The organism is Winogradskyella sp. A2 (genome assembly GCF_046762865.1).
Lineage (GTDB): Bacteria > Bacteroidota > Bacteroidia > Flavobacteriales > Flavobacteriaceae > Winogradskyella.
In genome coordinates, this window is sequence record NZ_JBKQXM010000005.1 from 238,324 (window position 1) to 259,958 (window position 21,635).

Annotated in this window: 15 protein-coding genes; 12 read left to right on the forward strand and 3 right to left on the reverse strand. The window is 32.4% G+C overall.

Annotated elements, in window-relative coordinates; genetic code table 11:
* Nucleotide 1 precedes the first annotated feature (1 nt).
* The gene (locus tag ACFWV9_RS11745) at nucleotides 2–364 is read right to left on the reverse strand and encodes a CoA-binding protein (protein ID WP_411895412.1); all 363 of its coding nucleotides are present in this window, start codon (nucleotides 362–364) and stop codon (nucleotides 2–4) included.
* 102 nt (nucleotides 365–466) lie between these two features.
* Between ACFWV9_RS11745 and ACFWV9_RS11750 the strand changes: the two genes are divergently transcribed.
* Nucleotides 467–2,941 (forward strand): TonB-dependent receptor domain-containing protein, encoded by a 2,475-nt coding sequence (locus ACFWV9_RS11750; protein WP_411895413.1) that lies wholly within the window; start codon nucleotides 467–469, stop codon nucleotides 2,939–2,941.
* 336 nt (nucleotides 2,942–3,277) lie between these two features.
* Here the strand turns inward: ACFWV9_RS11750 and ACFWV9_RS11755 are convergent, their stop codons facing one another.
* Nucleotides 3,278–4,282, reverse strand: a complete 1,005-nt coding sequence (locus ACFWV9_RS11755) for a 3-oxoacyl-ACP synthase III family protein (protein ID WP_411895414.1) — start codon at nucleotides 4,280–4,282, stop codon at nucleotides 3,278–3,280.
* Between the two features lie 182 nt (nucleotides 4,283–4,464).
* Here ACFWV9_RS11755 and ACFWV9_RS11760 point away from each other — a divergent pair, with 182 nt between their 5' ends.
* The 11 genes from ACFWV9_RS11760 (at nucleotide 4,465) to ACFWV9_RS11810 (ending at nucleotide 20,332) form a co-directional block, all read left to right on the forward strand.
* Nucleotides 4,465–6,909 (forward strand): alpha/beta hydrolase family protein, encoded by a 2,445-nt coding sequence (locus ACFWV9_RS11760; RefSeq protein WP_411895415.1) that lies wholly within the window; start codon nucleotides 4,465–4,467, stop codon nucleotides 6,907–6,909.
* 158 nt (nucleotides 6,910–7,067) lie between these two features.
* Nucleotides 7,068–8,978 (forward strand): molecular chaperone HtpG, encoded by a 1,911-nt coding sequence (htpG, locus tag ACFWV9_RS11765; RefSeq protein ID WP_411895416.1) that lies wholly within the window; start codon nucleotides 7,068–7,070, stop codon nucleotides 8,976–8,978.
* Nucleotides 8,979–9,307: 329 nt separating this feature from the next.
* On the forward strand, nucleotides 9,308–9,832 hold the full coding sequence (locus ACFWV9_RS11770) for a hypothetical protein (protein WP_411895417.1): 525 nt from the start codon (nucleotides 9,308–9,310) through the stop codon (nucleotides 9,830–9,832).
* 238 nt (nucleotides 9,833–10,070) lie between these two features.
* Nucleotides 10,071–10,655: a Crp/Fnr family transcriptional regulator gene (locus ACFWV9_RS11775; protein ID WP_411895418.1), complete on the forward strand. Its 585-nt coding sequence runs from the start codon at nucleotides 10,071–10,073 to the stop codon at nucleotides 10,653–10,655.
* Nucleotides 10,656–10,813: 158 nt separating this feature from the next.
* On the forward strand, nucleotides 10,814–11,983 hold the full coding sequence (locus tag ACFWV9_RS11780) for an NAD-dependent epimerase/dehydratase family protein (RefSeq protein ID WP_411895419.1): 1,170 nt from the start codon (nucleotides 10,814–10,816) through the stop codon (nucleotides 11,981–11,983).
* A gap of 21 nt (nucleotides 11,984–12,004) precedes the next feature.
* Nucleotides 12,005–12,649, forward strand: a complete 645-nt coding sequence (locus ACFWV9_RS11785; protein ID WP_411895420.1) for an MOSC domain-containing protein — start codon at nucleotides 12,005–12,007, stop codon at nucleotides 12,647–12,649.
* A 183-nt stretch (nucleotides 12,650–12,832) separates the two neighbouring features.
* Entirely contained in the window at nucleotides 12,833–13,789 is a 957-nt protein-coding gene (gene rlmF / locus ACFWV9_RS11790) for a 23S rRNA (adenine(1618)-N(6))-methyltransferase RlmF (RefSeq protein ID WP_411895421.1), read from the forward strand.
* 34 nt (nucleotides 13,790–13,823) lie between these two features.
* Nucleotides 13,824–15,059: a DEAD/DEAH box helicase gene (locus ACFWV9_RS11795; protein WP_411895422.1), complete on the forward strand. Its 1,236-nt coding sequence runs from the start codon at nucleotides 13,824–13,826 to the stop codon at nucleotides 15,057–15,059.
* A gap of 226 nt (nucleotides 15,060–15,285) precedes the next feature.
* The gene (locus ACFWV9_RS11800; RefSeq protein ID WP_411895423.1) at nucleotides 15,286–16,173 is read left to right on the forward strand and encodes an ABC transporter ATP-binding protein; all 888 of its coding nucleotides are present in this window, start codon (nucleotides 15,286–15,288) and stop codon (nucleotides 16,171–16,173) included.
* Nucleotides 16,174–16,205: 32 nt separating this feature from the next.
* Nucleotides 16,206–19,850 (forward strand): ABC transporter permease/M1 family aminopeptidase, encoded by a 3,645-nt coding sequence (locus tag ACFWV9_RS11805; protein ID WP_411895424.1) that lies wholly within the window; start codon nucleotides 16,206–16,208, stop codon nucleotides 19,848–19,850.
* A gap of 89 nt (nucleotides 19,851–19,939) precedes the next feature.
* On the forward strand, nucleotides 19,940–20,332 hold the full coding sequence (locus ACFWV9_RS11810; RefSeq protein ID WP_411895425.1) for a hypothetical protein: 393 nt from the start codon (nucleotides 19,940–19,942) through the stop codon (nucleotides 20,330–20,332).
* Here the strand turns inward: ACFWV9_RS11810 and ACFWV9_RS11815 are convergent.
* Nucleotides 20,329–21,387, reverse strand: coding sequence for a hypothetical protein (locus tag ACFWV9_RS11815; RefSeq protein ID WP_411895426.1), 1,059 nt, complete (start codon nucleotides 21,385–21,387; stop codon nucleotides 20,329–20,331). The two genes, ACFWV9_RS11810 and ACFWV9_RS11815, sit on opposite strands and share 4 nt — an antisense overlap.
* Between the last annotated feature and the right edge of the window lie 248 nt (nucleotides 21,388–21,635).

The following is a 21,635-nucleotide window of genomic DNA, read 5'->3' on the forward strand; positions in this document are numbered from 1 at the left end:
TTTAGTATTGGTTTGTAGTAAGTAATACGAGAGTACAAGCAACTTCAGTTTCAATAGCGTTTTCCTCTAACAACTTATAGAATTCAGGGTTTTCTGTACCAGGATTAAATATTACTCGTTTAGGATTTAGGCTAATTATATAATCATAGTAAGATTTTTGACGATTCGGGTTTAGATATAATGTAACTGTATCTATGTCTTTGTAAGATATCAACTCTGTATCAATTGTTACATCACCAACACTTCCTCGTTTTAAACCAAAGGCCTTAACCTGGTAGCCCTTATCTCTTAATCTGTTGATTGCAATATTAGAATAACGTTCTGGTTTTATTGAGGCGCCCAACACTAAAGTGGTTTCTTTCATATGTTAAAAAGTTGTTAAGTAGTGTTAAATGTGGTAACACGGTGTAAAAATAGTCGTCTTAACACTAAGAAACTATCAAATCAATCAAAAAACAATCAAAAAATGAAGCATTTCTTCTTAATGCTTTTAATGGTCTCATCAGCCATTTTAAGCGCCCAACCCAATTCTAATTCAGATATTAAAAGCGGTTCAATCTCAGGTCGTGTTATAGACGCCGACCTCAACGAACCACTCCCTTATGTCAATGTTATTATAAAAGATCTTAACGATAAAATTATTACGGGAAGCATTACCCAAGCCGATGGTACTTTTAAAGTCGATAAAATTCCTGCAGGTCTTATAAAAATTGAGATCAAGTTTATTGGCTATAAATCCATTAAAAAAGAGGTGAACATTGGTAAAAACGGCTTTAAAATTAATGTTGGAGACATCTTTTTAAGTGAAGATGCCGAAAATCTTGAAGAGGTTACAGTAATTGCAGAAACCTCTACTATACAACAAAAAATAGACCGCAAGGTTGTAAATGTTGGCAAAGATCTTACCACATCTGGACCAACAGCATCAGACATTATGAATAATATTCCTTCTGTTAATGTAGACCAACAAACTGGTGCTATTGCTTTACGTGGCAATCAAAATGTACAGGTAATGGTAGACGGAAAATTATCAAATATTCCTACAGCTCAACTACTAAGGCAAATACCTTCAACTTCTATTAAACAAATAGAGTTAATCACAAATCCATCAGCTAAATACAATCCTGATGGTATGAGTGGCATCATTAATATCATATTACATAAAAATGTAAATGTGGGATTTAATGGAAATGTACATTTAGGACTTGGATATCAGCTGGCCCCTAAGTTTAATAGTTCTTTAGACATGAACTATAGAAATGGTAAATTAAACTTTTACGGAAGCTATGGGAATAACTTTTCAGATAACATCAATACAGGTGTTTTAACCCAAACCGATTCTGATCTTACTCAGCTTTTTGACATAACAGACGAAAGAAATTCACATCTATTTAAAGTAGGGGTTGACTATTATATAAACGATAAGAATACTGTTTCTTTTTTTACAAATCAAAACATTTTTGATGGTGGAGCTATAGGTGAAACAGAATTACTATTTGGTGATATGACCAATGAAAATCAATTACAGATTTTTGATAATAACAATGAGAATAACAGTCAGCAATACAATGCCAATTACAAATTAGATTTTGATGATAAAGGCCATAATATTGAGCTTGAAATTGATCATAATATTTTTGAAAATGACATTTTCACTGATAATAATTTTAGTGGCTTGGGTAGTAGACCAAACTTCGACGAATTTACAAATACAGATAGAGTTAGAACCGAAATTAATTTAGATTATGTGAATCCCTTATCTGAAACTTCTAAATTAGAAGTCGGTTTACAAGCAAGGTTATTTGAGAATACAATTGATTATTCTTCTGATGGTCGTGTAATCAATGAAATGGGTAATTACATACCAACATCAACTAATTTTGACTACGAACGAAATATCTATTCTGCCTATGCGAGTTATAATTTTCAAAAAGATAAATGGTCATATCAATTAGGATTAAGAGCAGAAACAGTTAATGTTGATGCCTTAGCCATTGATACGGATTTGACCACAGATACAACAACAGATTTTCCATTTGAAAACGATTATGTACAAGTATATCCATCTGCTTTCGTTACCTATGAAGCTTCAGAAAAAAATTCTTATCAATTTAGCTTTAGCAGACGTGTAGATAGACCTGGTGTAGGGCAAGTTAATCCTATTCCAGAATTTAATACACCTTTAATTTCACAATTTGGAAATCCTGAATTAGAGCCACAATTTACTAACTCATTAGAGGTAAACTATTCAAGAAACTTTGAAAAAGGGAGTCTCACAGCAGGTGTTTTTTACAGGCTTATTGAAGATGAAATTAATCAAGGTTTATTTGTTGACCGTTCTACATTAGGTTCAGGGCGTGTAATTTTAAGAATTGACAACTTTGACAATACATCTGCATTTGGATTTGAGGTATCAAGCAATTACAGACCAACAAAATGGTGGAGTTTCAATGCTAGTTTCGATTTATATGGCCGTACTCAACGCGGCTTTGCAGAAACACTTGATCCAACTATACCTAATCCCACAGAAAGTGACATAGAGTTTAATGAAGTAGAAGTTGACAACCTTATTTACAACTTTAGAATGTTCAACAATTTTAAAGTGACCAAAAAATTATCATTATCTGCGTTTGCAATGTACAGAGGAAAGGATACTGGTTTAAATTTTGAAATGGAACCAATGTACTTTGTAAATCTTGGTTTACGATACAATTTCCTTGAAGAAAATAGAGCAACTTTTAGTTTAAACTTTAATAATGTTTTTGATACTCAAGAGATAAACATTACTAGTGAACGACCATTTAGACAAGAAGTAAGTTTTGTTCCAGAATTCAAAACCATTTTTGCAGGTTTGTCTTATCGTTTTGGTGGCGGTAAATACAGAGCAAAATCTCGTAAGCGAAGAGATAACGACGAAAAATCAGGAGGAGGATTCCTGTAACATAAAGTGTCACATTATTGACTTTTACTAGACTTTAATGTATGTAAGACAAAATATATTTAATAGTTTACATAAATAGTTGATGGTTAGTGTTAGTGTATGGCTATTAAATAAGAAAACCCGGAACAACTTGTTTCGGGTTTTTGTTAAAATTCGCTTAAATATGTTAAAGTTTGAAATAAAACCGAATCGTTTACGTCTATATTATTGGAGATAAGTTTTAAGTAATAACAATTATAAAATTTATGTTTTATAATGTAGTGTTAGTTAAAGTTGGTTAATAGCTGAAAAAGCCCAGACAAATTATCTGGGCTTTTTTTTGTCATTTACATTAATTTACCACTTTATAATAGCACTTCCCCAAGTAAAGCCACTACCAAATGCGGCTAAAACCACATTATCTCCATCTTTTATTTTTCCTTCTTCCCAGGCTTCGGTTAAAGCAATAACTACGGATGCTGCAGTTGTATTTCCGTATTTCATTATGTTGTTATAAACCTGATCATCACGCAAACTAAACTTCTTTTGAATAAATTGAGCAATTCTTAAATTGGCTTGATGCGGAATTAACATGTCTATATCTTCGCGCTGTAAACCATTTTTATCTAAGCCCTCCATAATGACTTCACTAAAACGTACAACAGCATTTTTAAATACAAAGGTGCCATCCATATAAGGAAAGTATGATAAATCTTCTTCTCCAGCTTCTATAATTTCTGGTACCCAATGTGCAATGCTTGGTGAAGCTACAATAAGCTTATCCGCATATTTACCTTCACTATGTAAATGGGTTGATAGTATCCCTTTTGTTGTATCTTCTTCTCTGCTTAAAACCGCTGCTCCTGCTCCATCTCCAAAAATAACAGTTACACCACGACCTCTGGTACTTTTATCTAATCCGTTACTATGATATTCTGCTCCTATAACTAAAACATTTTTATACATTCCAGTTTTTATAAATTGGTCGGCTACAGAAATAGCATAAATAAATCCAGAACATTGATTTCGCACATCTAAGGCACCTACGGTAGGCATATCTAACATATCTTGAATCTGAACGCCACAACCTGGGAAATAATAATCCGGACTTAACGTCGCAAACACAATAAAATCTATATCATCTTTGGTTAAACCAGCACGTTCAATTGCTATTCTTGCAGCTTTTGCTCCCATTACAGCAGATGTATCTTCAGTACCTTCTTTTATCCAACGTCTTTCTTTTATTCCTGTTCGTTCTTGTATCCACTCATCACTAGTATCCATCCATTCTTTAAGATCATTGTTTGTCACCACATTATCCGGAAGATACTTTCCTAAACCTGTTATTCTTGAATTGTACATTAGTTGTTATCTATAGTTAGAACAACAAATTTAACCCATTTGAGCCTAATCTTAAATCTATTCGTTATGCATGCATAATAAATTTAAAGCATTTAAATTTTGACCTAATTTTAACATGCTAGTCACGTATTACAGATATATTTTTCAGTAAATTCATGCCACTAATCCATAATCAAAAAACAATGAAACAAATACTAAGAATCTTCGCTTTTTTTATTCTTTTAAACGGTTATGCCCAACAAAATTTAACCTATCAACAACCATCTGAAGAGATCCTAGAACTTGCTGATGTAGAATTGGCTCCAGGAGTTCAAATTGACAGTAAAGGTGAGCAGATGGTTTTACTCTTCCGCAATCAGTATAAATCAATAGCAGAATTATCAGAGACCGAATTAAGATTAGCAGGTCTAAGAATAAATCCTGTTACCAATATTGGAAGTAGAACTAATTATTATACCAATATTAAAGTAAAAGGTGTAAAAGATAAAGACGCTAAACAAGTTTCTGGCTTACCCGAAAATGCAAGACTTTCAGGTTTTAGATGGTCACCAGATGAAAGTATGATCGCTTGCTTAAATACAACGTCAACAGGGGTTGAAGTTTGGGTATTAGATATTGGCAACGCTAAGGTCTCAAAACTAACAGATGCCAAAGTTAATGCCAATATGGGAAGCACTCTAAATTGGTTTAAAGACAACCAAAATCTTTTGGTTAAAATGTTACCTAACGACAGACAACCTTTAATAAACACCGCAGTTGCCGTGCCAACAGGACCGACTGTTTCGGTTAGCGATGGTGCCAAGGCACAAAACAGAACTTACCAAGATTTATTAAAAACACCTAATGATGAGTTTAATTTTGAACAACTCGCACGTTCTGAAATTAAAAAAGTGTCTGTTAATGGTAATGTAGAAGATTTCCTAGGAGCAGACATGTACCGAGGTATTAGCTTTTCACCTGATGGTAACTATATAATGATTACAAAAATTAAAAGACCATTTTCTTACCTAGTTACTTATGGAAGATTTCCTAGTGAAAGCATAATGTATAGTATAAACGGAAACAAAGTTACCGAAGTGAATGAAGTACCATTAGATGAAGTAAGACCTAAAGGGTTTATGTCTACTAGACTTGGTAAACGCAATATGACATGGCGAGGAGACAAACCTTCAACCTTGGTATGGGCAGAAGCACTAGATAATGGAGATCCAGCTGTGGAAGTAGACTATAGAGATGCTGTTTATGAACAAAATGCACCTTTCAATGGCACTCCAAAATTGATTCTAAAAACAAAGCAACGTTTTTCAGGTATTTCTTGGGGAAGTGACAATACAGCAATAGCATATGATTATTGGTGGAATACCCGAAATACAAAAACATATATGTTTAGTCCTTCTACTGCAGAAGCCAAAGTTATTTCGGATAGAAATTATCAAGATGTGTATAGTGATCCCGGTAATTTTGTGAGTTCCAAAAATGAATTTGGACGATATACCCTAAATATGAACGGTGAGAAACTTTACCTCATGGGAGATGGTTATTCAAAAGATGGTCAGTTTCCATTCATTGATGAATACAATATAAAAACTGGTAAAACAAAACGACTATACCAATCTGAGTATACAGACAAATTAGAAAGTCTGAACAGTGCATTAGATATGAAGAAAGGTAAAATTCTTGTTCGTATTGAGTCAAAAACAGAATATCCAAATTATTATATAAGAAATATTAATAGAAAAAATGATCTTACAGCTATAACGGCATTTGAAAATCCGTTTAAAAGTTTAGAAAGTGTAAACAAACGTGTCATTAGCTATAAGAGAGATGATGGCCTAGACTTGGAGGGTACACTTTATCTACCATTAGATTATAAAGAAGATGAAAAATATCCAATGATTTTATGGGCTTACCCTCGTGAATATAAAGATAAAGCTAGTGCATCTCAAAGTACAGCAAACCCGAACGAATTTGTTTATCCATATTGGGGCTCACCAATTTATTGGGTCACAAAAGGCTATGTTGTATTAGACGATGCTGCATTTCCAATAGTTGGCGAAGGTGATGAAGAACCAAATGATTCATTCAGAACACAATTAGTGGCAAATGGCAAAGCAGCCATTGATGCTGTTGACAATTTAGGCTTTATAGACAGGGATAAAGTTGCCGTTGGTGGACATAGTTATGGAGCATTTATGACAGCTAATTTATTATCACATTCAAATCTTTTTGCTGCAGGTATTGCAAGAAGCGGTGCTTATAATAGAACATTGACACCTTTTGGGTTTCAAAGTGAAGAACGTAGTTATTGGGAAGCACCAGAAATATATTACAACATGTCACCATTTATGCACGCAGATAAAATGAAGACTCCTCTCCTACTGATTCATGGTGTGGCAGATAACAATTCTGGGACATATCCATTACAAAGTGAACGCTATTTTAATGCCTTAAAGGGATTAGGTGCTCCTGTAAGATTAGTAATGTTACCTAAAGAAAGTCACGGTTACAGAGCAAAAGAATCTATAATGCATATGCTTTGGGAACAAGATCAGTGGTTAGATAAACATGTTAAGAATAAGAAGGAAATAGAAGAAAAAATTGAAAATAAAGAAACTATAAAAAATTAAGTTTCATACACTTCGCAAAAGGCCACTCTAACTAGAGTGGCTTTTTTTATGTCATCTTGTCACAGTTTGCGTCTTGGTACTTTATTTGAATAACAGTTTATCGAAATAATTAATAAATATAAAACCTGTTCATAACAGGAATAAAAAAACAACATATCATGGCAAAAGGAAATATTAATGTATCGGTAGAAAACATTTTCCCGTTAATTAAAAAATTCTTGTACAGTGATCACGAAATATTTTTACGTGAGTTAATTAGTAATGCGACAGATGCAACACTTAAATTAAAACATCTTACCAGTATTGGCGAATCTAAATCTGAGTATGGTGAACCTAAGATTGAAATTAAAATCGATAAGGAAGGTAAAAAGCTTCATATCATAGACCGAGGTATTGGTATGACAGCAGATGAAGTAGAGAAATACATCAACCAGATTGCATTTTCAGGTGCAGAAGAATTTCTAGACAAATACAAAGATGCAGGTAAAGATGCTGGGATTATTGGGCACTTCGGTTTAGGGTTCTACTCTTCATTTATGGTGGCGGATAAAGTAGAGATTATAACAAAATCTCATACTGATGCTCCTGCGGCACATTGGACATGTGATGGCTCACCTGAATTTACTTTAGAAGAAGCAGATAAAAATGATAGAGGCACAGAAATTATTCTTCATATTTCAGAAGACGAGCAAGAGTTTCTTGAAGAAGCAAGAATAAGAGAATTATTGGTTAAGTATAATAAGTTTATGCCTATTCCTATCAAATTTGGAACTAAGGAAATTAACGATCCAGATTTTACCCCAAAAACCACAAAAGATAAAGAGGGTAAAGAAACAACTGAGCCTCACAAGCAAATCACTGTAGACAATATCATCAACAACCCTAATCCAGCTTGGACAAAACAACCTGCAGACTTAAAGGAAGACGATTATAAGAGCTTCTATAGAGAGTTATATCCAATGCAGTTTGAGGAACCATTATTCAACATTCATTTAAATGTTGATTATCCATTTAACCTTACGGGAATCTTGTATTTCCCAAAAATGACAAACGACCTAAACATTCAAAAAGATAGAATTCAATTATATCAAAACCAGGTTTTTGTAACAGATAATGTAGAAGGTATAGTTCCTGAGTTTTTAACCATGTTGCGTGGTGTAATTGATTCTCCAGATATTCCTTTGAATGTATCTCGTAGTTACTTGCAGGCAGATGGAAATGTGAAGAAAATTTCATCTTACATCACTAGAAAAGTAGCAGATAAATTAAAATCATTATTCAATAATAATCGTGAAGATTTCGAGAAAAAATGGGATGACATCAAAATTGTTATCGAATATGGTATGCTATCTGAAGAAAAATTCTTTGAAAAGGCAGATGCCTTTGCATTATACCCATCAGTAGATGGTAAATTTTACACTTTTGAAGAATTGACAAATGCTATAAAAGCAAAGCAGACTGATAAGGATGATAAAATGGTAATTCTTTATGCTTCAAATAAAGATGAGCAACATGCGTACATTGAGGCTGCAAAAGACAAGGACTATGAGGTGTTGTTACTAGACTCTCCAATAGTTAGTCATTTAATGCAAAAGCTTGAGACGTCTAAAGAAAATATCTCATTTGCACGAGTAGATGCAGACCACATTGATAACTTAATTAAGAAAGATGATACAACAATTTCTAAGTTAAGTGAAGATGAAAAGACAAAGTTAGATGAGTTATTAAAAGAAGTTGTTCCATCAGAAAAATTCATGGTACAATTGGAAGCTATGGATAGTAGTGCATCACCATTCATTATAACACAACCAGAGTTTATGCGTCGCATGAAAGAGATGCAACAAACAGGTGGAGGTGGCATGTTTGGTATGGGTAATATGCCAGAGATGTACAACTTGGTAGTGAATACTAATCACGATTTGGTAAATGAAATACTCAATACCAAAACACGTAAAAAGCAAGAACGCTTAATAAACCAAAGTTTAGATTTAGCACGTTTATCACAAGGCCTACTAAAAGGTGAAGAATTAACAAACTTCATTAAACGCAGTTATGATATGATTAAATAATTTGGAGCTAAATTATTACGGAATGCCTATTAAACCACCTTTTTCCAAAGGTGGTTTTTTCTGCTTATAAACGAATAAAAATGCTTTCAATCTATTAATTACTTTGAAGAGTTCAATAATTAAAAAATATTCTTAGATTTACGCTCTAATCTCCTAATCATTAATTATATAGCATGACTCAGTTTAATTTAATTTGACAGTTATTAATGAAATTAATTAATCGATTTATTCAAAGCTTCTCAAAAAAAATATTTTCAATAATCGTAATAGGATTAACTCTCTTTCTATTCTGGTTTATATACTACATTTCAGAAAGTTATAATATAAGATTGAAGTTATTTACAGGTGATCCACTTTCAACTTTTGATGCCAATCCATTAACCGGTGTTATTTCAAATCTTGGGATTTTATTATGGTGTACCACAGGATCAATTCTTTTATTTACCTTTTTTTTGGTTATTGGAAAAGTTGAGAATAAAAAGACCTCATTCTTGCTTTATAGTGGACTTTTAACGCTAGTCTTACTTTTTGATGACTTATTTATGTTTCATGAGCATATTTTAAAATCAATTGGAATTGAGGAAATTGTAATGTATGGAATATATGTCATTCTATTTGGCATTCTATTCTTAGCATATTATCGTATTCTTTTATCGGCTCAATTCAGATATTTTCTAATTATCACTTTCATATCTTTTGGAAGTTCAGTGATTATAGACCTTCTATTTGAACATGAAAAATTCAGAATTCTTTTTGAGGATGGTTTTAAATTTCTAGGAATAGTTTGCTGGTTTATGTTTTTCACATTTTATTGTCTAGATATTACTAAAAATATCAATTTAAAAAATCAATAATCCAGTTTCATTAATAAATAGCTCTCCACTAGCCTTAGCATCGATTAGCATAAACGGTTTAGTTTTGTCTGAATATCTGAAGAATCTACTAATTACATTTAGAACATGACCTTGACTGAATTAAAAAATCATCTTAAGTTTAAAACACTGCTTTATACTTAAAATCGTTAATTAACAATTGTAATTTGCTCATTTAAAACATTTTATATATTATAAATAGGGCATAATTTGAACTAAAATGCGTTCCGATAATTCTAAAATAAAGGAAATTTTTAAAGACCTTATTTTCACCTCTAGTGAGATAGAGATTATCACGTCAGTTTTTCATAAAATCGAAGTAAAAAAAGGAAGTATACTGCTAAAACCTGGTGATTACGTAACTGAACATTACTATATATTAGATGGCTGTTTGCGAGCATTTCATGTTGATGCTCAAGGCAAAGAACATACTGTTCAGTTTAGAATTAAAGATTGGTGGATAAGTAATTACACCGCATTTTTTACTGGTACTAAATCAATAATGACCATTGAAGTTATTCAAAATGCAATTCTGTATAGTATAAATGAAAAGGACAAAGAGTATTTATATTCAGCAATCCCAAAAATTGAACATTTCTTTAGGGTTAAGCTTGAAAGAGCTTTTGCTGCTTTTCAGAGTAGAATACTTCGCAATTTGTCTCAAAACGCAAAGGAGCGTTATCTAAGTTTTATTCAAAATTATCCGAATATAGAAAAGAGCGTGAAAAATTACCATATTGCATCCTACCTTGGTATTACTACAGAGAGTTTAAGCAGGATTCGTAGAGAATTAACCAATATATAATTTATTAACATAAGTCAATTTATAATTTAAAGATTTACTCTAATTTTGCTTAACTAAATAGACTAACTCAAGTAATTCTCTGAGAATTAATAGCTGAAAAAGCACAAGTGTTTTACTTGTGCTTTTTTTATACCTTTAAAGAAATAAGCTAATTAAAAATGTCTAAATCAAACTCAAGAAGAACATTCATTAAAAAAAGTGCTATTGCCGGAATTGGCATACCATTAATGGGCAGCATACTTTTAAATTGCAACTCCGGTTCTAAAAAAGAAGTTACAACCTCTACTAATAAAAAACTTAAAATTCTAATACTTGGTGGTACAAGTTTTCTAGGACCTCATCAAATTGCGTATGCTTTATCAAGAGGGCATTCTGTATCTACCTTCACAAGAGGTAAAACTATTCCAAAAATACATACGGAATTATTTAAGGATGTTGAGCAACTTATTGGTGATAGAGAAGAAAATCTTAAGGCCCTAGAAAATAGAAAATGGGACGTTGTCATTGATAATTCTGGACGAAAAGTTGAATGGACAAAAGCCACTGCCAATCTACTAAAGGATAACGTTGGTATGTACATGTATACTTCTTCAACCGGTGTGTACTACCCTTATCTAACTGATAATATTAAGACAGACACTAAGTTAATTTTAGAAATGCCAGAAGGACTTACTGAAGATGAGAAATACGAAATGGAATACGGTGTTATGAAAGCCAATTCTGAGCTAGAAGCCATTAAGGCATTTGGCGAAGACAGAACAGTTGTAATTAGGCCAACATATATGTTGGGACCAGGAGATAGAACAGATCGATTTATACACTGGCCAATGAGACTAGCGGAAGGTGGAGAAATTGCTATTCCAGGTAAAATAGAAGACCTTGTGCAATATATAGATGTTAGAGATATGGCAAATTGGTTTATAAGATTAGCTGAAACCAAAACTGCCGGTATCTTTAATGGGGCCGGACCAAAAGAAAAACAAACAATGCCTCAATTTATTAAAGAGGCATCAAAAACGTTTAATGTTAAGCATAGCTTTGTACAAATTGATGATTATAATTTTTTAAAAGAAAATGGAGTCTATTATTCCATACCTTGGATTATGGCTGATAAAGCACATTTTGGTTCTGCCAAAACAAATAATACTAAATCTATTGAAGCAGGATTAACATTTAGACCTTTGCAAACAACGATATTGGACACCTATAACTGGTGGAATTCTGATAAAGTAGATCCTGATCGTAAAACTAAATTCAATGCAAATTTAGAAACTATGCTTATAAAAGAAAAAGATATGCTTTTAGTATGGAAAGAACATAAATCGTAAATATTCTAGGATTTGTTGTACATGAAAGTCATATCCACCAATATAGCACAACCCACAACAATTGTTTGGAAAGGTAAAAAAGTCACAACTGGTATTTATAAAAAACCTACCGACGCACCAATCTTTTTAGATAAAGAAAACGTTAGAGGCGATGAAGTATCTGATAGACGTGTTCATGGAGGTGAGTATAAAGCCTGCTATTTATTTTCGGCCAATCATTATCCCTATTGGAGAAGTATGTACCCAAATTTAGATTGGACATATGGAATGTTGGGCGAAAACTTGACTGTAGAAGGTTTGGATGAAAAACAGTTAAATATTGGTGACATTTATAAACTTGGAAAAGCTTTGGTGCAAATTACCATACCAAGAGAACCATGTTTTAAGTTTGCTCATAAATTTGGAACTGATGCCGTTTTACAACAATTCATAGATTATGGCTATTCTGGCACATATGTTAGAGTTCTAGAGCGAGGTGAAGTTAAAACTGGTGATAGTTTTGAATTAATTGAGCAAAAAAAAGACACAATAAGTATTTTTCATTTATTTGAATTACTTTTTATTAAAAATAAAAGTAAAGAGCATTTAAGCTTAATTATAGATAATGACGCTCTACCAAAAAGGTTAAAAAAACGTTTGAAGTTTTTTCTAAAATCTAAGAGTTAATCAATGTCGTTCATATCAAATCAATTTGGTCTCAACTATAATCTAACGCGCAAAGAGTATCCGTTTTTTATGACAAAACAGTTATTAAAACATCATTGGTAACTATCTAAATATTATTGCTGGGAAACAGAAGCTTAATCCTATATGTTTAAACTACCTTTACCACGCCAATAACTTATAAATTTGCAAAAGAAAAAAGAACATCCAAAAGTTAAGTCACAACTTCATCCTAGAAGCCAACATAGACAACGTTATAATTTTGATGCACTAATAAAAAGTGCACCTGAACTTGCAACTTTTGTTGCACCAAATAAATATGGCGATGAGTCTATAGACTTTTTTAACCCTAAAGCTGTATTGGCTTTAAATAAGGCGCTATTAAAACATCACTATGGTGTTGAGTTTTGGGAGATACCAGAACACTATTTATGCCCACCAATTCCTGGACGTGCAGATTACATTCACAATATTGCGGATTTACTTAAAGGAAATGGATCTGAAATTCCTAAAGGCAATCATATTAAGGGCTTAGATATTGGTGTTGGTGCTAGTTGTATTTATCCCATTATTGGCAATTATGAATATGGTTGGTCATTTATTGGAAGTGATACCAATGAAACTGCAATTGCATCAGCAAAAGCTATTGAACAGGGCAACTCAAAACTAAAATCGAGTATTGAGATTAGACGTCAAGAGCAATCCAATGCGTTTTTTAAAGGTATCTTAAAACCTGAAGAAAAAATTGATTTCACTATGTGTAATCCTCCGTTTCATGGTTCTTTAGAGGATGCTCAAAAAGCAAGTCTTAAGAAAATAAAAAACCTTAAGGGAAGACGACCGAGTAAAGCAGTTCTCAATTTTGGAGGACAACAAAACGAACTATGGACAAAAGGTGGTGAAGTACGCTTTGTAAAGGACATGATTTATGAAAGTCGACATTTTAGTGAACAATGTTTCTGGTTTACAAGTTTAATTTCAAAAGAAACAACCTTAAAACCAACTTATAAGATTTTAGAGAAAGTAAAAGCAAAGGAGGTAAAAACAATTACAATGGGACAAGGACAAAAAATTAGTCGGTTTATAGCTTGGACATTTTTGTCCGAACAAGAACAAAAAGCCTGGATATCTCAGCGTTGGTAAATTATTATTCTACCTTTATTTCAAATTCATTTAGATGTCATTTAAAGATTTAAAACTTATAAAGCCATTACTTAAAGCCGTTGAAACTTCAGGTTATACTGAACCTACTTTAGTACAGCAAAAGTCTATTCCATTAATTTTAGATCAAAAAGATGTCATTGTTTCAGCACAAACAGGTACTGGCAAAACAGCAGCATTTGCTTTACCAATTCTCCAAAAGTTATTTGATAAACAAGATGTACCTAAACGCGGTAAAAAAATTAGAGCTTTAGTTGTTAGTCCTACACGTGAGTTAGCGGTTCAGATTCAGCAGGATTTTAAAGATTATGCCAAATATTCTAATATAAGATCTTTAGTAATTTTTGGCGGTACATCTATTGAGCCACAGATTGACGTTTTAAAGAAGGGTATTGATATACTAGTTGCTACTCCTGGTCGCCTACTCGATTTACACAAACAAGATTATATCAATTTAGATTTTATTGAGACTTTAGTCTTAGATGAAGCAGATTTAATGCTAGCAATGGGTTTTATTGATGATGTAAAAAAAATAAATCACCTGTGTCCAGAAAATAAACAGACACTTCTGTTTTCTGCTACTATCCCTTATAAAATTGAACAATTAGCTAATAGTATTCTAAAAGAGCCTGAACGTGTAGATGTTACTCCGACGCACTCTATTGCAAAAGATGTGAGTCAGGTGTTGTATTATGTACCTAAACGCAATAAAATTGAGCTATGTTTACACTTACTTAGAAACACTATAAAAGGCAATGTTCTCATTTTTAGACGCACCAAATTTGGTGTGAATAAATTAGAGCAAACACTGATTAATAATGGCTATGAGGTTGACAGTATTCATGGAGATAAAAACCAAAGCGATAGACAAACAGCCCTTAATAAATTTAAAAACGGCTATGTAAAAATTCTTATTGCTACAGACGTTGCAGCACGTGGTATTGATATCAATGCACTCGATAACGTCTTTAATTTTGATATGCCTAATCAAGCCGAAACCTATGTTCATAGAATAGGAAGAACTGGTAGAGCTGGTAATATAGGAAAAGCTTATGCCATGTGTTCTGCTGATGAAAAAAGCTATATAAAAACTATTGAGCAATATATTAATGTTCAAATACCAATTGAAACCGAACACCCTTATCCTTTAGATCCAAAAGCAAAGCCAGTAGTCCACAAAAAAAAAGGAAGTAAGTATAAAAAAGGACGTAAAAGTACTGCCTCTAAGAAAAAGAAAAAACGCTGGTATTAATATAAGTGACAAAAAAATAATGAGACAATATTTGGTTTAGGTTAACTACTTATCTAATTAAATATGCTTGTAAATTACTATAAGAATTGAGTCTACAATAAATTAATTTACAATGTTGATAATTAACTACATGGACACTTTATTCCCTTAGACTAACTATCTATCAAAACATTTCAATTTTTTATTACCTTTAAAGAATACCAAACAAAAAAATCAATACTAAATCATGGAATTAAAAATCAAGAATTTAAGCAAGACCTATTCTAATGGTGTTCAAGCTTTAAAAAATGTTTCTCTAGACATACCTCAAGGAATGTTTGGGCTTCTAGGACCAAATGGTGCTGGGAAATCATCTTTAATGAGAACCCTAGCCACGTTACAGCAGGCAGATTCCGGTTCTGCAATATTAGATGATATTGATATTTTAAATGAAAAATCAAAAGTTCGTAAAATTCTTGGTTACCTACCACAGGAGTTTGGGGTTTACCCAAAAATCAGTTCTTATAATATGCTTAATCACATTGCTTCATTAAAGGGTGTTTCAAACAACGGTGAACGCAAAGATCTAGTGGAATCTTTATTAACTAAAACCAATCTTTGGCATGTAAGAAATAAGAGTCTAGGCACCTATTCTGGCGGTATGAAACAACGTTTTGGAATTGCTCAGGCATTAATTGGTGATCCAAGACTTATCATTGTAGATGAACCAACAGCAGGTTTAGACCCAGCAGAGCGTGTTAGATTTCATAACCTATTAAGTGAAATTGGCGAAAATACAATTGTTATACTTTCAACGCATATCGTAGATGATATCTCAAATCTATGCAACAATATGGCAATAATATGTTTAGGAGAAGTTGTTGCCAAAGGAAATCCTAATGACTTAACTGATGGTGTTAAAGGTCGTATTTGGAAAAAAACCATTCCAAAAGTAGAATTAGAAAACTACAAAGATGAAATGCAAGTGATCTCTACGCATTTAAAAGCTGGACAAACCATAATCCATGTATTAAGCGATAATCAGCCAGATGCTACATTTGAAGCTAGTGCCGCGGATTTAGAAGATGTATATTTTGCTGAAATCACCTCTCGAATGGAGACGGTTTCTGCATAATTGATTATTAATTAACTCAAAATCATTCAATTATGTTTAAAGAAATCTTTCTTTTCGAAATTAAATATAGATTTAAAAGACCAGCCACTTGGGCGTATTTTGGTATTCTTTTATTATTTGGACTTATTGTTTCTATTGGTGGTAATGGACCAGCTTCAGAAAAAGTATTTGTTAATTCTCCTGTTGCCATAGCAACCATGCTTACAACCATAAGCATATTTGGAATAATGCTATCTAGTGCTATTATGGGAGTACCTGTGTATAGAGATATTGAACACAAAACAGAGAATTATTATTTTTCATATCCTGTCACTGAGAAAGGATATTTACTTGGCAGATTTGCAGGCTCAATGTTTGTACTTTTCTTGGTAAGTTTAGGTTTGCACTTAGGATTAATTATTGGTTTTGCCATTGGTCCTTTTGCGGGTTACGTAGAACCTGATAGATTTACCGATTTTAATTTTTGGCATTATTTACAGCCTACTTTAGTTCTTTATTGGACCAATTTTTTCTTTGCAGGCTGTATATTTTTTGCACTTGTAAGCTTAACTAAAAAAGTGATGCTTGCTTATGCTGGTGGTGCTATTTTATTTATTACGTATCTCATTACACTTACTTTAACTCAAGATATTGAAAACAAAAATTTAGTAAGTCTACTAGATCCATTTGGACTCGGACCATATAATAACATAATAAGATATTGGACGCCTGAGGAACAGAACACCTTAACAGTTCCATTTAGTGGCGTGCTCGTATGGAATAGACTTATTTGGGTTGGGTTGGGATTATTGGCCTTTCTTTATACTTTATTTAGGTTTGATTTTATAAAATTCCTAAACAAGAATTATAACATTAAAAAGAAAGATGAAAGTCCTGATCAAAAAAGCACAGTTGCTGCACTTACACAAATACCAAGTGTTTCTAAGGTTTTTACAAAAGGATTGAATCTAAAACTACTTTTTAGATTGGCCTTTATGGAGTTTAAAAACATCATAAAAGATAACTTCTTTAGAGCCATTCTAATAGCTGCGGTATTATTCTTATTCTTTGATGCATGGTTTGGATTCCCTATTTATGGAACGCCATCCTTGCCTCTTACCTATTATATGTTAGAGGTGAAAGATTTTACGTATATCATATTGATATTTATACTCATAGTGTTTATGACCGGAGAAGTACTTCATAGGGAACGTAGTGTTAATTACGATCAAATATTTGGTTCACTTCCAATACCAAATCGTATTGTTTATGGATCTAAGTTTTTAGCGCTTGTAATGGTGAGCTTTATATTAGTAAATATGATATTAGTTAGTGGTTTGTTAAATCAAATAACTAAAGGCTATTTTAATTTTGAATTCGATAAGTATTTCACGGATTTATACCTTATAGAATTTCCGAAATACATCATTTTTATAATGCTAGCTTTCTTTGTTCACTCATTGGTGACCAAAAAATTTATGGGTCATGTAATTGCTATTGCAATTTGGGTTCTGCTATTTGGACTAAACAGTTTAGCTGATGTAAACAACAATCTCTATCTGTATGGTTATGCACCAGGTTATACAGTATCAGATATGAATGGTTTTGGACACTTTGGTGAATCCTTATTCTGGTTCAGAACCTATTGGTTAGCCTGTGGTGGTGTACTTGCAGTTATAGGCTATTTATTCTGGAAACGAGGTACTGACTCTGGACGCAAGGCACGATGGACTTTAGCCAAAGAACGATTGAATATTAGAACCATTTCGACAATAGCGATTCTGCTTGTAATTTTTGTCGGAACCGGAGCATTTATTAATTACAATACCAAATCAATAAATAACTATCAGACCGTTGAAGCTGGGACAGTAGGGTCTGCTGATTATGAAAAGCAATTAAGCAAATATGATAAAATTGCGCAACCAAAAGTAATTGATGTTAAAGTGAATGCAGATTTAGTTCCTGAAGAGCGTTCTGCAACCATTAAAGCAGATTATATAATGGTAAATAAATCTGACGAAGTTATTGATTCACTGCATCTAAATTGGGGGCCAGAAGGCTTACTCAAAAAGAAAGTCAAATTATTTAATCTCAATGGTAAAGAACCAAAACTAGGAAAAAAGTATGAGGATTATGGATATGAAATTTATGCTTTTAACCCACCTTTACAACCTGGTGATACTATTTCCTTAACTTTAAATGTTGAGGCCAATTACAAGGGCTTTCCTAATGAAGGATCAGGTTCAACAATAGTATATAATGGTACCTTTTTAAATAATAATTTCTTTCCATCATTTGGATATAGCTCACAAGGTGAACTTACAAGTGATCAAGACCGTAAAAAATATGAGTTACCAATAAAGGACTATCAGTTACCTGTACAAACCGATCCTTGGGGCACAAGTAATTTGTTATTTAATGATGATGCTGATTATGTAACATTTGAAGGAATTGTTAGTACTGCACCAGGCCAAATTGCTGTGATGCCAGGGTATTTGCAAAAGGAATGGGAAGAAAATGGACGCAAATATTACCAATATAAAATGGAAGGCGAACTCGATTTCTTCTATAATATTTCCTCAGCTGAATATGCTGTACATAAAGATGTTTGGACAGGTAAAAATGGAGACAAGGTTAATATTGAAATTTTCCATCATCCTTCACATACCTATAATCTCGATCGTTTTGTTAAAGGGGTTAAACATTCTATTGATTATTTCTCTGAAAATTATGGTCCTTACCAATATCGCCAAATGCGAATTTTAGAATTCCCGAGGTATTCAACATTTGCACAATCTTTTCCTAATACAGTGCCATTTGCAGAAAGTTTTGGTTGGGTTGGAGATTTTAGTGATCCTAATGATTTAGACTACGTTTATACCGTTACAGCACATGAGGTTGCCCACCAATGGTGGGGACACCAAATAACACCTTCTGCAACTAGAGGTGCAAATCAAATTTCAGAATCTATGGCAGAATATTCTTCGCTGATGGTTATGAAAAAAGAATATGGCGTAGATGCAATGCAACGTTTTCTAAAGGAAGAATTAGATCGCTATTTAAGAAGTAGAGCTAATGAAAGTAAATTTGAAAAAACGCTTTTAGATAACGATAATCAAGCTTATGTTTGGTATCGTAAGGGTGGTTTAATTCTATATGCGCTTCAGGATTTAATCGGTGAGGATAATCTTAACCGAGGATTTAAGGCTTATACGGAAGCTGCTAAATTTAGACCAAAAGCACCTTTTACTACAACAACTGAATGGTACGATTATATGAAATCAGTTACACCAGATTCCTTAAAATACTATTTAGAAGATAGTTTTGAAAAAATAACTTTGTACTCTAATAAAGTGAATGAAGCTTCATATAAGAAAATAGCTGATGATAAATATGAAGTGACATTAGACATACAGAGTTCTAAAAATTATTTTGATGGAAATGGCAAATTATTAGGTGAAGGTGACAATCCTAATTTATTAGAAATAGGAATTTTTGATAATGATACAATTAATGATCAAGGAATTACAACTAAGGCACCATTAATTCTGGAGCGTTTATGGGTAAAACCAGGGCAGACTAAATATACATTTATCACGGATAAATTACCTGTAAGGGCAGGTGTTGATCCTTATAACAAAATGATAGATCGTATACCAGATGATAATCTTGTCTCAGTAGAAGAAGATTCAGAATAAATTGAATTTTCACAAATAAGTCAAAAACCACCTCACGAAATTGAGGTGGTTTTATTATCTTTATAGAAGGAACTTTAAATTCTATGAGTATGCAAACTTATAACAACCTCAATACCTTTAGAGTTCTTTTTTTGATAAAAGGAATTCTCACACTTTGTTTCTCTTTATTCTTTATGTTCTATGCTGGATTAGGGTTTTTTGTAACTAGTGCAATTGAATTAGATCAATCAAATGATGTTCCTTTTAATCCTGGTATTATCATTATTATCATTGGTGTTATTGGTATTATTATATCAGTAGCAATAGGTATTCTTACAATCCTAGCATCAAATTATTTAAAGGCAGTAAAAAATTATAATTTTATTTTTGCCATGGCAATTGTGAGTTGTTTAACCGGAATTCTAGGAATATTATTAGGTGTATTTACATTAATTGAACTTAGCAAACCAGAAGTAAAACAATTGTTTGAAAACAACAATTAATCCATTTTAAGTGCTATATCATAAGTACGCCTTTTAAAAGTAGATTTGTCTTCTAATATTCTAAAGAAGCTGTGAATATAAGATTTAGCAGTATCATAACTTTTTTGGCTATCAAAATAGCTTTTGTGATTATCAATTACAGCTAATATTTCTTTTTTGCTATTGAGAAACTCTAATCTTGTTTTTTCAAATAATTGAATGTCACGCCTGTATCCCATATAGTATCTTTCAGTAACATTTTCTATAGGTAATTCTGTTCTTCTAGTTTGTGACACTAAAGAATAGCTTGTGTTTACAAAACCAGACATGTCAAAATCGTAAGAAATAGGCACAAACTTTTTGTCTACATAAACTACCTTTGAGTTATGACTATAAGTTGCTGAAAAGTCCGTGTTACCTACCATAAATTGGAACATTGCATTTCTTACTGCAAACAAGTCGTCATAACCTTGAGGGTAAAAAGTACGTTTTACCGCTCTTCCATTTAATCGTTTAGCAACTTTGTCATAATCCTCAATTAAGAATCCCCTTAACTGATAAGTTCTTACTTTTTTATTTTTTACATCATCAAATTCAACATCTATTAATCGAGTTTTAAAATGATAAGGCATTACAACTTCATACATCTTATAAACGATATATTCTTTAAGAACAAAATCATGTTTAGCATACTCATTTAAACACGGGAATACTACTTTGAGTTTTCGGTTATCCTCAAATAATGTTCCTTTTGCATTAGCCTTGCTCACCTTTAATTTAATAGGTGTAAAAAAACATGTTTTACGTCTAAAATTACCTCTTGCCCTTATTTTAACCTCCAATGAATCCCATACACCACCTTTAGCTTCATACGCGAATATAGATTTCATATAAGTAGAATCATTTGTCTCTTTCTTTAACTGCTTTTTAGAATATTTGAACTTTAAGGGTAAAAAATCATTTTCGTCAAATAAACTAACTTGTTCTTTGGCTACAAGCTCTTCAGATTGGCCAACTAAAATGAATGGTAGGCAAAGAAATAATAAGGTTAGAAATCTAAATTGTTGATTGGTCATAATAATTAATAGCTGACTCAAATATAACTAATAATTTGAATGTCATTAGGGTGAGATGTGACACATTGATTAACATATGCTAATTTTTTATTGCCTTTATCTTACTAAGTTTATAGTCTAAATAGTTTAGTAAACTTGTCCTAGTGTAGTTAATAGTTAATGGACAGTGTATAAAAGACATGGCCAAGGCGATGTCTTTTGTCTTTTTAAAAGGGTAATTTAATCTATTATTATTAATTTTAGTGTGA